General features: G+C 45.7%; 11 protein-coding genes. 5 read left to right on the forward strand and 6 right to left on the reverse strand.

Translation table 11 applies throughout. From position 1 onward, the window contains the following. The first annotated feature begins 539 nt into the window (after positions 1-539). On the forward strand, positions 540-1,742 hold the full coding sequence (trpB, locus tag H4O21_RS17845; protein WP_182810243.1) for a tryptophan synthase subunit beta: 1,203 nt from the start codon (positions 540-542) through the stop codon (positions 1,740-1,742). 140 nt (positions 1,743-1,882) lie between these two features. Here the strand turns inward: trpB and H4O21_RS17850 are convergent, their stop codons facing one another. Together H4O21_RS17850 and H4O21_RS17855 are read right to left on the reverse strand one after the other, a co-directional pair. Continuing rightward, positions 1,883-2,638, reverse strand: a complete 756-nt coding sequence (locus H4O21_RS17850; protein WP_182810244.1) for a substrate-binding periplasmic protein — start codon at positions 2,636-2,638, stop codon at positions 1,883-1,885. Between the two features lie 100 nt (positions 2,639-2,738). Beyond that, on the reverse strand, positions 2,739-3,398 hold the full coding sequence (locus tag H4O21_RS17855) for a pyridoxamine 5'-phosphate oxidase family protein (protein WP_182810245.1): 660 nt from the start codon (positions 3,396-3,398) through the stop codon (positions 2,739-2,741). Between the two features lie 251 nt (positions 3,399-3,649). On the opposite strand from H4O21_RS17855, the gene H4O21_RS17860 reads away from it, so the two are divergent. Further along, entirely contained in the window at positions 3,650-4,147 is a 498-nt protein-coding gene (locus tag H4O21_RS17860; RefSeq protein ID WP_182810246.1) for a hypothetical protein, read from the forward strand. Between the two features lie 21 nt (positions 4,148-4,168). Here the strand turns inward: H4O21_RS17860 and H4O21_RS17865 are convergent, their stop codons facing one another. Together H4O21_RS17865 and H4O21_RS17870 are read right to left on the reverse strand one after the other, a co-directional pair. Continuing rightward, positions 4,169-5,530: a cyclic di-GMP phosphodiesterase gene (locus tag H4O21_RS17865; protein WP_182810247.1), complete on the reverse strand. Its 1,362-nt coding sequence runs from the start codon at positions 5,528-5,530 to the stop codon at positions 4,169-4,171. A 385-nt stretch (positions 5,531-5,915) separates the two neighbouring features. Further along, on the reverse strand, positions 5,916-6,701 hold the full coding sequence (locus tag H4O21_RS17870) for a substrate-binding periplasmic protein (protein ID WP_182810248.1): 786 nt from the start codon (positions 6,699-6,701) through the stop codon (positions 5,916-5,918). A gap of 407 nt (positions 6,702-7,108) precedes the next feature. On the opposite strand from H4O21_RS17870, the gene H4O21_RS17875 reads away from it, so the two are divergent. After that, complete coding sequence (locus H4O21_RS17875) at positions 7,109-7,357, forward strand: pentapeptide repeat-containing protein (protein WP_182810249.1); 249 nt, start codon at positions 7,109-7,111, stop codon at positions 7,355-7,357. 95 nt (positions 7,358-7,452) lie between these two features. Here H4O21_RS17875 and alr read toward each other — a convergent pair whose 3' ends face one another. Beyond that, positions 7,453-8,547: an alanine racemase gene (alr, locus tag H4O21_RS17880; RefSeq protein ID WP_182810250.1), complete on the reverse strand. Its 1,095-nt coding sequence runs from the start codon at positions 8,545-8,547 to the stop codon at positions 7,453-7,455. 600 nt (positions 8,548-9,147) lie between these two features. Next, a complete protein-coding gene (gene dinG, locus H4O21_RS17885) occupies positions 9,148-11,382 on the reverse strand; it encodes an ATP-dependent DNA helicase DinG (RefSeq protein WP_306667897.1) in 2,235 nt (744 codons plus the stop codon). Between the two features lie 160 nt (positions 11,383-11,542). Between dinG and H4O21_RS17890 the strand changes: the two genes are divergently transcribed. After that, positions 11,543-12,226 (forward strand): GntR family transcriptional regulator, encoded by a 684-nt coding sequence (locus H4O21_RS17890; protein ID WP_220495723.1) that lies wholly within the window; start codon positions 11,543-11,545, stop codon positions 12,224-12,226. A gap of 119 nt (positions 12,227-12,345) precedes the next feature. Then, entirely contained in the window at positions 12,346-14,394 is a 2,049-nt protein-coding gene (locus H4O21_RS17895; protein WP_182810251.1) for a TonB-dependent receptor, read from the forward strand. Positions 14,395-14,538: the final 144 nt, after the last annotated feature.

A 14,538-nucleotide genomic window follows, 5' to 3' on the forward strand; every position in this document is an offset into this window, starting at 1 on the left:
TAAAATGCTGTCTCGACAACTGCTATTTTACCGTAATCCCCAGAGGTTAAGCTCTCCAGCCCCTTCCGTTTTTTTAAACCGGACAGCAGTGATCCCAACGGAAGAAATAAAGCTTTTCGGCTTTTATCACAACAATCCTCTGATTTATGCTCTGGATTAAACGCCTGAACGACAGTTTCCTGGCGAAAGTCACTTTTTCCGATAACTAACCGATGAACATCAAAATACTGCGGTCCAGGTATACATGAGCGTTTTACGGTCTGAGATCAGATTTGTCCAGCATCTGATGATACCTTGTACTTATCTGGCAAAAATTCAGTTTTCTGAAAGCCAGAAGAAACAACCTGGTGACCCTAAAACTTTTTAATTTCATTACCTTAATACAAACTGCTGGTTGGAAATCTTACTTTACCGCTTTATATTTAGAAGTTCATATATGCAAGACTGCAGTCCTTTTCCGATGACAGGCCCGTTTCAGATCAGGCTTATTCCGGTAAAACAACTGACAGCAACAAAGCCAGAACAATTGAGAGAAAATTATGAGTAAGTTTGACTTTGCCCCGATGCCGGATGCGGCGGGCTTCTTTGGCGAATACGGCGGCCAGATTATCCCGCCAGAACTGAAAAAAATCATGGACGACATCAATGACGCCTATGAAGAGATTCGTCAGACTCCGGGGTTCCAGAATGAGCTGGCACAGCTGTTTGCTGACTATGTGGGTCGCCCAAGCCCTATCTTCCACGCATCTCGCCTGAGTGAGCAGCTTGGCGGTGCTCAGATCTACCTGAAACGAGAAGACCTGAACCATACCGGTGCTCACAAAATCAACCACTGCCTGGGTGAAGCTCTGCTGGCCAAACATATGGGCAAAACTAAAGTGATCGCCGAAACAGGAGCCGGTCAGCACGGTGTTGCTCTGGCTACGGCCTGTGCTCTGGTAGGCATCCCATGTGAAATTCATATGGGGCAGGTGGATATTGAGAAAGAACATCCTAATGTTACCAAAATGAAGATTCTGGGCTGTAAGCTGGTACCAGTGACGCGTGGTACGGCAACCCTGAAAGATGCGGTTGATAGCGCATTTGAAGAGTACCTGAAAGACCCGGTCAACTATATTTATGCCATTGGCTCTGTTGTTGGCCCTCACCCATTCCCGAAAATGGTACGAGACTTCCAGAGTATTATTGGTACCGAAGCTCGCCAGCAATTCCAGGAAAAACATAACCAGCTGCCAGACTATATCACAGCCTGTGTCGGTGGTGGTTCTAATGCGATGGGTATGTTTACAGCCTTTCTGGAAGATAAAGATGTCAACATTGTGGGCGTAGAGCCTTCCGGTAAAGGGCTTGAAACAGACGAGCACTCAGCGACTCTGACACTGGGTAAACCTGGTGAAATTCATGGTATGAAGTGCTACGTGCTGGAGACTGAGAACGGCGAACCTATGCCTGTTCATTCCATCGCATCCGGTCTGGATTATCCGGGTGTTGGCCCACAGCATAGTTATCTGAAAGATCTGGGTCGCGTTCAGTACGAATCCGTCACAGACGAAGAGTGTCTGAACGCCTTTATGACACTCTCCCGCGTTGAAGGCATTATTCCTGCACTGGAAAGCGCGCACGCCGTTGCCTGGGCAATTCGTGTCGCACCAACACTGGAAAAGGATCAGAAAATCCTGGTCAACCTGTCCGGTCGTGGTGATAAAGATGCTGATTATGTTGCAGATAAATTAGGTCTGTAAATGCCGTAAAGCAGAAAGAGGGTCAGATCTTATTTTAGCACCCACCGGTTTATGAGATCTGATCCATTTTACAGCGTCTTCTATCTGGTATAACGACGCTTCAGACAAACTTGCCGCTTTACCTTCGGATCTATCCGCGTTTATGGTCGGATACCGTATTTTTCCAACACCTGATAGTACCTTTTACTCTTTTTATAGACGATCAGTTGTTCTGAAAAGGCGCGGGCCAGTTGTCGTGCATCTTTTCTTGCACGGGAGAAAGCCAGATAGTTATCACCTTCATACAGATCGGGGGCCAGAAAGCGAATCTGCCCCTCAAAGCCCAGCTTCCGGGCATAAAACTCTAATGCGGGTTTATTACCAATGCCGATAAGATTCAATCTTGGGTTCGCCACTTTTCTGATCAATTCAGGTTCATTACTGACTTCAAATTTATTCAGAAACGCGGCATGCTGATAAGCATCCCCATAAAAATACCCTCTGACACCATAAAAGGGATACTGACTGACAGAACCCAGCTCCCCATTAAACTGAATATCCAGATGAACCGGCACAAACAGTGAACTGCGCTCTTTCAAATGAGGACTATCGGTATAAATAACATCCTGCTCTCGTTCAGCGGTTCTGAAATACAGTATCACCATATCCACAACACCGGCATTCAGATTATGCTGCACCCTCCGCCAGGGATAACGTTTATAGATGAGTTCATGCCCCGTTGCCCGAGCCAGATCTTCAGCAACTTCTACTGCAGCGCCTTCAAACCCCTGATCGGTTTCATAATAAAACGGTGGATAGTCAGCATCAGCCAGACCAACAACCAGGGTATCAGCCTGCACTCTGACGGAGCAAACACCGGCCACCAAAAAACAAAACAGAATTAATCGCACTAACACGCTATAGCACCTCAACAGTGTCTCTATCTGAAGTGTACGCGATTATCAGGCTATTTCAGTAATTTCTTGCTGGCTGACAACCTGTAAAAAGGCCAGATAATCACTCATTCATTCTATGAAATGGGCAGCTACCAGCAGGTAATACACCATGCCAGACGTCCAGCTCTATATCTTGCGGGTCCTCGGATGGGCCTCCTGAACGTGATTTAAACGAGCCCTCAATAATTGTTAGCTTCATCAGCGCAGTGGCTTTGCGCTCAGATACGCTGGGAGGCCTCAAATGCTGCCAGCGATCTGCTTCCAGTTCATTAATCACGGATTTAAACGCCTCATCAAACTCCTGATCATCTGTCACTCGCTCCCCCGTACAATACAAAACAGCAGATCGGTAGTTAGCGCTGTGATGATAAGCTGATTTAGCCATTACCCATTCAGAGCACTCCGCCAGAGACAAACAAACCTCCTGTCCTTGCTCCAGTATGCGTTGCAATCGACTTTTATTCGCCACGTGAAAATAGATACTTTCGTCAATACGCCATACTGTAATTGGAATAATGACCGGACAGTTATCTGAGATAAACCCGACATGCGCCAGCTTCAGATCATCAAGCAGATGAAAAATCTCTGATTTTTTATAACTGGCCCGTTTTGCTCCACGCCGGACAGTACTTTTACTGCCATGAGGCAGTTCATCTGTCTGTAATGAAGCCAAACCGGCTTTCTGTTCAGAGAGCGATTGCTCCGGCAATGCTGTGTTCATTTTCCCTTTCCCGAATCAGACATTTATACGTCACTTATTCTGGCCACATATGGTCCTCCATAAAGTCCCAATATTAGAAAAATAACAGGCCCAATATTTCTGATACAGTTCATCAGGCATTACCGGTTTAAGCACTCTATTACCTTTCAAAGACAGAATTTTCTCTGGTTACAGGCGATCTATTTCGATATCAAACCATTACCAGAAGACGTAAGATAAACAGAGGATAAAAAGGCAGGTTACAAAGGCTTATGATCAGGAATTTATTGATAACCAGTGTATTTTCTATACTTCCAACACTGTCGGTACAGGCTAATGAAGATAACCGTCTTTTGATGAGCGTTCAGAATATGGGACAAGCACTGAACATTAAAGAAAGAGATCCTAAAATTGTGCTACAGAGAATACTGCGTTTACCTGAAAAGCAGGCTACAGCATTCTGGCCCCTGTACGACGAATATTACAACAAGAAAAAACAACTGACAGACAAGAGTAATCTTCTTCAATCCCATCAACTGGAGTCTTCAAGCAAGAACAGCAATGTTTTTTCTCTGCAGGTACTGACATCACTTTTTGAGATAGAAAGCCAGTCCCTGCGTATCAGGCAGGAATATTACAAGCAGTTTGCTCTGATGCTTGAACCAGATGACCTGTTGCGCTTATACCAACAAGAAAACAGATTAGATAATGAGCGAGCATTGCGTTTACAGACGCTAATGCCAGCCAACCAAAAAAGCCTTCTGCCATAAACAGGTTCACTGTGCTTTTACTCAGGCAGCCTGAGCAGCGATTCCCAGGTTATCTTTGATTTGCTGCAGGGCCTCGGAAGGCACTTTATCCGGTTCAAGCGCTTTGGCCACTTGCAGTTTAATATAGTCCTTGCTGGCCAGATTGATCGGTTCTGGATTATCCAGAGTTGCACCATCGGGGTTACATACCATTTGCACACAAGGGCGAGAAGGCAGGCTTTCATTAACAGAAACAACCATCCCTACATAGCCATTATTCAGCTGTACCAGGGTACCAGGCGGATAAACACCCATGGACTTGATAAAACGCTCAGTCAGCTGACTATCGAAAGCCTTATTTCTGAGGCGATAAAGATCACGTAGTGCCTGAGTGGTGCTCAGTCTCTGGGCATACTCCCTCTGACGAATCATCGCTTCGTATGTAGCCACCAGACCAAGAATCCGAGCCTCCAGAGGAATTCGATTTCCTTTAATTCCTCTTGGATACCCCTGACCATCGTAACGCTCATGGTGAAAGGCAATAATCGATTTCAGAGGGATCAATTTCTCTGATACATTCATCAACCTGCAGCTATGCTCAACGTGTTTTTGCATATGAACGCGCTGTGCTGAAGATAATGTATCTTTCTGCTTCAGAATATGTGCCGGGATTTTCAACATCCCCACATCGTGCAATAACGCCGCCATACCTAAGCGCTGTAACTGTTTTTTGTTCATGCCCAGAGATCGGCCAAACATCAGACATAAAACAGCCACATCCAGAGATTTTTGTTCCAGAGTATTCTTCTCTTCCTTCAGGTTACAAATGATTGCCAGAGTTTCTGGTCGGGCAACCGAAGACATCATCAGGGGCATCATACTGCTTTCCAGCAGATCAGCCTGTAATGCCTTTCCCATTCGTAACTGATCAAAGCTCTGTTTCAGTACAGATAATGTTCTATGGTAGCTCTGCACCGCAAAATTAACCGTGATTTTTTCCCTTAATATACTTTTATCTGTGCTAGCCGAAATAACTTTAAGAGATTGCCTGTTCGCTGTTTTTCCCCGGACTTCCTTTGTTCGTAACTGTTCCTGCTGAACACCGCTATACGCTTCCTTTACCACACCATCACTTTTAACAGCGGTTTTCTGTTGTTGTGTCCGGGCATCAGACTCCGCTGATATTACGGCCGAACATGATGTGTCAGAAGTTGCTATCTGATTGATCTTATCTTCTTCAGATTCGATAAATACTTCAGCACAGCACGTGGTCAGACGAACAATATCTTCAGAAGTGCTGACAATAAAAGGTGATTGCCAGAAAGGCATTTTGTCCCAGCTGATATCTGTTTTGACGACTTTCATGCCAGGACGTAGCTGAATAATTGGAATTTTTCTTGGCATATCTGAAATCCTGATGTTTAGCGCAAATAAGAGTACTGGTGCATCAGGTAAAAGCTCCGTTTAGCAACCACCAGTTATTTGTTATATCTATATAACCAGTCATCCAGACCATTGATACATTTTGTTACAAACATGTTTTTTTGCAATTCGACTTCAGTTCGAGATTCAACATTCATACAACGATAGATAATGACAAAAAATCAGAAAAACCCTTTTAGAACATTTACTCAGCGAACTATAAAAAAGTTTATCAGGCAAAAGACAGGTGTTGTATTACCTGCTATTACGTTGAATACATATTGATACATACAAAAAAGCTGACCATGCAGAGATCTCCGCAGGTCAGCCTGATCAGGGAAGGCAGTAATAAGGAAATGGTTCAGATTCAGAAAATATAACGACCGACAATACTCTCCAGTTCACCGCTGCGTTTCATATTCTGTAGCACTCTCTCCAGAGCACGGGCTTTTTTCCTATCCATTTTTTTGCTGTAAATCAGCCATTGGGGTACCGTTCTGAAACGAGTGGAGGATACTCTGAGCGGCAACCCGGATTCTTTTGTCAGATAATTAAGCCCCAGATCGTGGTAATAAAAGTATCGAATCTGGTATGGAGGCTTTGCTACCATTTTTAAACCCGACTCAATATCTGTAAAAGTGTCATTAACCTGCTCAGAACCCAGCTCTGCTTTCAGAAAGTCCGCAGAAGATGTACCGTAAAGCGCGCCAACAATGCCATCATTTTTGGCTATATCACGTATAGACTCAGGATCAGAATGATCCTTCTGATGTACTGCCAGCACATTACTCACATGATAGACAGGCGTCTTGGCATAAGCAAAGCGACGGTCTCTCATTTTATCCCGACCAGCACCACAAAAAATATAATCTTCTTCATGCTCCACCATCGTCAGAATACGTTTAATAGGCAGAAACTGTTCAACGATATTGCTTTCAATGCTTTCCAGCAGTAAATGACGCTGAATGGCCAGATAAAGCTCTCCACATAACCCGGACACTCCGGTTCTCTGCAGAATATACTTAGGCTGCGAATCCTGCATTAGCATAAGTATCGGTGTTCCCACTGGTTTAGATACGGCCTGAACCTGGAATGTCAGCCCCATAAACAGCAGTGTGACGAAATAAATCAAAGGGTATTTTTTCCTGGGCATTGGCAGATCCATAAAAATTAATTATTCAGCTCTAACTGTAGCGTGCGCTGGTAATTTTTAAAGCTCTCAAACAATAAAATTTGTAAAGAAAACAGAATTATCGGCCAGTATCTGTACCAGATCACAAATTACATCGACAAAGCTGACCGAAAGATTAATCGCGACAGTATCTTGTCGCAACCACACTCAGTAACCCAAATAAGCATATTTTAACGGTAGAGCTTTCTGACAGGGATTCGTAAGATACCTGAATGCCTGATAAGCCAAAGTTACTATGCTGGCAGTATTGGCTTCTATCACCAGTTGACCAACGACTATCAGAAAGCTTTGATTCAGGAATGCAATCCCGCAATATCGATTACTCTCAGTGGGTTACACATTAGCAGTATAAGGGATAAGTAAACGCCATGATTAAACTGGAAAATGTAAATATCAGCGGCTCAGACTTTGATGACGTCAACATGGCTGATAGCCGCTTTAACAACACTAATCTAAGCGGTACGACATTTAATAATATCAACATGGAGAATGTCATCTTTGATGATGTCTATATGGGATGTGTCGAAATCAGAAACAGCACTCTGCAACAGATGACAATTAATGGCATACCTGTTGATGAACTGATAGCGGCCTGGGAAGCTCAACAGACAAAATGATATCCTCATTGAAAATGGCCGCCAGCCCTAAAAACTAAAGCAGATGGACAATCATCTGCTTTAGTTGATATTAAGCACTTGAATAAGTTATCGATTCAACTCTTATACACAAGAGGAACCCTGCGGGTAATACCAGTGTATAAAGTGTACGCAATGGTATCAGCACAAGAAGCTACGTCATTAACATCAACCTGCTCTCCCCATAATTCAACCGGATCACCTATTTGAGCATCAGGCAAATCTGTCAGATCTACCGTCATCATATCCATAGATACTTTTCCGATAATCCGGGTCATTTTGTCGTTAACAGCAACCGGAGTACCGTCTTTGGCATGTCTGGGATAACCATCGGCATACCCCATCGCCACAACCCCTACTCTTGTTGGTTGCTCAGTCACAAAACGTCGGCCATAACCAATCGGTTCACCAGGTTCCAGCTCCCGAACGGCAATCAGAGCAGAAGATAGTGTCATTACAGTCTGCAGACGCTGGCTATTTTCAGTATTCTGATCCATAGGGCTGGCACCATACAGCATAATACCGGGACGAACCCAATCCGTGCAGGTGTTTTTGCCATGAGTTTCAGGCCAGTGCAGAATAGCAGCCGAGTTCGCGGTACAAACCGGCAAATCATAATCAGCACACACAGCCAGAAATTTATTCAACTGCTGCTGAGTATATTCACATTCAACCTCATCAGCACAGGCATAGTGAGTCATAGCAACCAGCTGCCCAACCTGCGGTAGTTCCTTCAATGTCTGCAGCGCCTGGCGGAAACCGTCAGCATCAAAGCCTAATCGGTGCATACCTGAATCAAATTTCACCCAGACTGTGACTGGCTGATCGAATGTTGTACTTGCGATCGCTTCAACCTGCCAGTCGCTGTGAACAGCCGTGATCAGTTTATGTTCATTAACCAGTTCCAGTTCATCCGCAGTAAAAAAACCTTCTAACAAAGCAACAGGCTGCTCGATACCTGCATCTTTTAACTCCATAGCCTCTTCTATACAGGCGACGCCAAAAGCATCGGCCACATCGGACAGATAACGGGCAACCTGAACAGCCCCATGGCCATATGCATTTGCTTTAATAATTGCTGCAGCCTGTTTACCACCCGCAAGTTCTTTTGCTAACAGGTAATTCTGCTTTAAAGCAGCCAGATTAATCGTTGCCTTAGCAGCGCGTGCCATGATTGTCTCCTGAATAGAAAAAAGCCGGTACATCCATCTGCTACATTTACACAGCAGCGTACCCTCTTAGTTAGAATTTTTATCTTTTATTACCAGACAAAGAAAGTGACTGGATCATAGTATTGCGAACTGAAAATCAGAAAGATATTTTTCAGTCAACGCTATACTTAGCAAGCAACACTAGATTAGTAGATCAGGCATAGAAAATGGATCTTATTTATCAGGAAAAAACAGAGCCAAAATCTTTTTTTCTGCAAATATCCAGACAGATAACACAAACCGCCAGTATTCGAACAGTCAATACATCTGAATATCAATAAGGGATTACGTTGGAAAAATCAAAGAAAAGAAGATGATAAACAAAGAAATTCAAGGAAATACAACAGAGAAGAAGGACATGAAGCCATTGAGATGGGAGGGAGTTGGCATCCGTGCCAGTCATACCCCACATCACCTCCATGTGCCATCAATATTAGCTGACGAAACGACTGAAAAACACTCAGCTAAACCCTAAAACGACCAGGGGATATCCCTGGTATTCATAAAAACAAACTCTCATAAACATTCGTGCAGAGCAAAGGCCCTGGAAGAGACAGCAACTCAGTGCACATCCATACGAAATGGCGGCAAACTATCCAGTAACTGTTTGCCATAACGCTTCGTCAATACTCGTCTGTCCAGCAAAGAAATTTTTCCGGTATCACTTTCGGTTCTGAGCAAACGACCTACGGCCTGTACCAGGCGGATTGAGGCATCAGGTACTGTAATTTGCATAAAGGGATTACCGCCTTTTTGCTCAATCCACTCAGACAGGGTTTTTTCTACCGGATCATCCGGCACAGAAAATGGTATACGGGTAATAACGACATGCTTTAAATAATCTCCGGGGAGATCAATACCTTCAGCAAAGCTGGCCAGGCCAAAAATAATACTGCCCTGTTTTTTATCTACCCTTGCTTTATGCCGTTCCAGCAGAACCTGCTTAGTGATATCGTCCTGTACCAGAATTTCATTCACCAGTGTTGCCGGTAATTTGTCCAGTACGTCCCTCATCTGGCGTCGGGAAGAGAACAGCACCAGGGTTCCTGCCGAGTGGTCAATACCTGATTTCAGATAACTGACAATTTGTGCAGTATGCAGGTCTGATTGCACCGGATCACAGGCATGTACAGGAATCTCCAGTACACCATTAGTATTAAAATCAAAAGGACTCGGCACCACCAGACAATCCGCATCCTCTGGTAACCCAGTGCGGGTTTTAATACGGTCAAATCGTCCAAGAGCCGTCAGAGTAGCAGATGACAGCACAGCACCAAAGCAGGGTTGCCAGAGTTTACTGGCCAGAGTACCAGCGGCGCTGATTGGGCTACAGGACACTTCCAGATCGATATCAACCTGCTGATTCTGCAGGGTAATCCAGCGGGCTACCGGCATGGTATCTTCGGCCTGAGGCTGCGCATACATTCCCCAGAGTTCCCAGGCGGCCACCGCACGACCATGCAACATAGTCGCCAACGGCAACCACTGCTCACTTTCAGCTTTACCTAATGGACTGTTGGCATCCGGATCCATACCATCTTTCAGTTGTCTGACCATCACTTCCAGTTTCTGACATAAGGAAGCAAAACTGATTTTCAGGTTCATGGCCTGAGTCACCAGACTCTCCGGTACAATCCCCTTTTCAAACCGGAACACAGGACGTACGTCATTATCCATACTTTCCGGAGAGAATTGAGTAATCTCATGCAACTGGCGATAACACTCCGCCAGTTCAGTTTCCAGATTATTAAGAATCTCTGGTAACTGATTCAGCTGACGAACAATCAGATCATCACTCGCTAATTCAGCATTCAGATCTGTCAGGGATTTTTTCAGCAAACGCAACCACTGCAAAGACGCATTAATACGAAAACTTCCTGCGAAGTGATCAATCGCTTTATCCGGCAGGTGATGGCCTTCGTCGAAGATATAGATTGTATCCTGAGGGTCAGGCAGCACAATCCCTCCCCCCAGAGAAAGATCGGCCAGAACCAGATCGTGATTGGCCACAATAATATCCGCACCATCCAGTTCATTACGGGCTTTAAAAAAAGCGCAGCCACTGAAATTACTGCAGCGGCGATTAGTACATTGCTGGTGATCCGTCGTCACTCTGCGCCACATCGGCTCTTCCAGAGTATCTTTCCAACTATCTCTGTCCCCCTCCCAACGACCTGACAGATACTGCTGAGCCATATCCTGATACAAAGCCTGAGCTTCCTGAGAAGTATTGGCCTGCATCCATTCGTCAAACAGAGACAGGGTCGTCTGCGCCGTTTCTGCAGTCCCGGCTTCCAGAGCCTGTTCCAGTCGGGTCAGGCACAAATAACGACTACGCCCTTTAGCCAGCGCGTACTTAAAGTGAATTTCTGCATTTTTCTGCAGATCCGGCAGATCCTTAAATATCAGCTGTTCCTGCAAGGCTACCGTTGCAGTGGATACCACAATACGCTTATCCCTGGCTCTGGCAACCGGTAGTGCTGCTACCAGATAAGCCAGAGTCTTACCGGTACCGGTACCGGCTTCAACAGCACATACATGAGGACCTGATGTACGAATTCCATCACTGCTGGTCTGAATCCCACCCAGTGTCCGGGCGATCTGAGCAACCATCAATCGCTGCCCGTGACGGGCTTTGAGACTACGATTTTTCAGAAATGTTGAGTAAGCAGACTGGATATCTGACTTGATGGCATCGGTAAGCATGATCACTCCCACAAAACAGAAGCTCAATTGTACCTGATGCCCCGGATAGAGCACAGCCAGCCAAAGGACAAAAACTGTATTTTTATCCAATAGAGCAAACCCGTGATTCCGGATTAAGAGAAATCAGGCTGGCAGAACCATTCTATGATGCTACCCCGCAGAATTGGCGCCAAAAAACATTGACCCTCTGCCTGCAACTGCTTAATCTTCCCGAATATTTTGCCCCCGGACATAGCAAGGAGAATATCGCGTGACATCCCCATCCGACTCAGACAGCCGAAAATCTCAGCAGGAGCGTATTGAACAGCTGGCAAACCTGCTACAGCACGACATCATGATCAGCCGCTGGCAAACCGGAGTATTTCTGCGACAGAATGAACTGGAGCGCCACTTATCCGTCAATCGCTTTACCGTACGCCAGGTACTGGAAGAGCTGACTAAACGAGGAGTACTGGAACACGTTCCCTACAAAGGCCACAGAATAAAAGAGCATAGTCCGAAAGAGCGGGAGCAGATTACAGAAACCCGCTTACTACTGGAACAAGGGGCTTGTCGCAAGGTCATGCAGAATATCACTGAAGCGGGCATGGAGTTACTGCAACAGCAGGCGATTACCTTCCGGGCTTCTTTACTATCTGGCGACACTCAATCCCAGATAGAAAGTAACTTTTTATTCCATAAATACTTTTATGATTTTTGTGGCAATCCTTTTCTGGCAGAGGAAATACGCCTGCTGAGAGAAAAAGGACTACGGGTCAGTAAACCGGGCTGGCACCAGCCGATGGCTTCTGAACGCGCCTGCCAGGAACACTTTGCTATGGTGGAAGCCCTTAAGAATAAAGACCTGTTACGGCTGGAGCATCTGATTTACCTGCATTTAACCGGCTGGAAACGAGCCAGCGAAACCGAATACATGCCAATCACGCAGAATTGAGCTTCTGCACAGAGAGATTTCGCCCAAAAAAACAAACGATAATATTTATCAATTACATTTACAGATTGGCGCCAATTATATATGATGCCCGAAAATTCATATCGAATGAGGCATCCGCCATGCGCTTTACCCCACAAAAAGATCAGCAAATCTGTCGCAGTACCCAATTATTTCTGCTACATCCACTGACACTTTCCGTAGCCTGTATACTGGGTAGTCAGGCGGCTATTGCTCAGCAGACAGAGCTGGAAAAAATCACTGTCACAGAGCAACAAAGTGCTTACTCTGAAAACAAGAGCGCACTGAAAATGCCTTTGAGCTGGAAAGAGACGCCACAGTCGGTTTCTGTTGTTACAGAACAGGAACTGGAAGAGCGTGGAGTATTACAGTTATCTGATGCGGTAAAACATGTTCCGGGCATTGCTCTGACTCTGGGAGAAGGATCCCGGGATCAGTTTACTATTCGCGGTTTTGAAGCCATGTACGATATCTATCGGGATGGCCTGAGAGATGCGGGTGGTAATCAGGGCTTCCGTAGCATGGCTAATATCGAACGGATTGAAGTCATTAAAGGTGCAGCTGGTGCTCTTTATGGCAGGGGCTCTGCTGGAGGTCTGGTGAATCTGGTAACAAAGAAAGCGGATGGCCAGTCTGTGCGTGACCTGACGTTCAGTGCAGGCAGCTTTAATCATACAGGCATCGAAGCGGATTTGGGTGATCAGCTCAGCCAGAACATCAATGGCCGCATCAATCTGGAATACAAGCAGCAGGACTCATTTGTCGATCATATCGATGGCAATACGCTGTTTATAGCCCCGAGCCTTCGCTGGCAGGCAAGTGCTGACCATACAATAGATCTGAATATGGAATACCTGGATCAGGATCAGAAACCTTATCGCGGTATCCCCTCCGTTGATGGCCAACCCATTGATACTCCACGCAGCCAATTCTATGGCAGCCAGAGCGATCGCCAGAACAACAAAACGCTGCATGGTGCTCTGTCAGTAGAATCCCGCATTTCCGATCAGATGACGCTGACAAACAGACTGCATTACAGCACAATTGATATTACTCAGTCAGGCACCCGTATTCAAAGCACTGATGTCTATCAGGCTGAACGCTTCATTCGTACATTCCACTATGACCCTCAGGAAGATTATGGCCTGCAAAGTGAGCTGACCGGACAGCATGATGCCCATAAATGGCTGCTTGGTGCAGAAGCCGCCACGATGAAGCGGACGTTCGCGATGGGCAACCTGACACTGGCAACAACAAGTCTGGATAACCCGGATACCAGAGCTCAGATTAATCCGGTCATTGACCCGGCAACCAGTAGCGATAATGAAGTGCAGAGCCAGTCTGTTTATATGCAGGATATTTACCAGCTGACTCCGGATATTCAACTGGTCGGTGGCGTTCGCTATGACAGCATTGAAACAACCCGCATTGCCGGTGGCAGCAAAACATCATTTAAACAGTCTGAATTCAGTCCCCGACTGGCTGCAGTTTATCAGGCAACGGATGATCTGAGCCTCTATACCACCTGGGGACGGTCCTATCAGGTGCCCTGGGCGGGAATTTATACTTCCCCGACAAAACAGGCTTTACAGGAAAGTGATCTCACTGAAGCGGGCTTCAAGCTGGCATTGATGGATAACAGATTACAGCTGAACTCGGCTATTTTCCGGATTGATAAAGATACTCCGAGTACCAGCGCCGAAGGTATTGTGACCTCTGTTGATGAACAGCGTCATCAGGGGATCGAAGCAGAACTACGTGGCATAATCACTCCACAATGGCAAATTACAGCCGGAGTCAGTTATCTGGATGCTGAAAATAAAGCCACTGGATTGCGTCCAAATGATGTACCAGAAAAAACAGCTTCATTCTGGAGCAGCTACTCTCCTGATATTCACTGGACCTTTGGTGGCGGGGCTCGTTACGTATCAGACCGGACAGTATCCAATGAAGCGGCTACCTTACCCGCTTATACTGTTGTTGATCTGATGGCAGCCTACCAGACCGGGCCACACAGAATTCAGCTGAATCTGAATAATGTTCTGGATGAGACATGGCATATCGGAGCAACGGGCGGAGGCACAGGGAAAAACAATATCGGTTATGGCGCTCCGGCTAACGCTATGCTGACATATAGCGTCAGCCTCTAGCTCTGAGTCAGTATATCCGGGTGAATAGCTACAATGAGGCAGATCAGATCTGAATTAAAACTTTTCAGGCCTGATCAGGAGAAACCAGGTAATCACCCAGAACATACTCTGCTCAATTCAATCGCATTTCTGGCAGTACTGTAT

The sequence above is a fragment of the Oceanospirillum sediminis genome (assembly GCF_014164585.1).
Classification (GTDB): domain Bacteria; phylum Pseudomonadota; class Gammaproteobacteria; order Pseudomonadales; family Halomonadaceae; genus Oceanospirillum; species Oceanospirillum sediminis.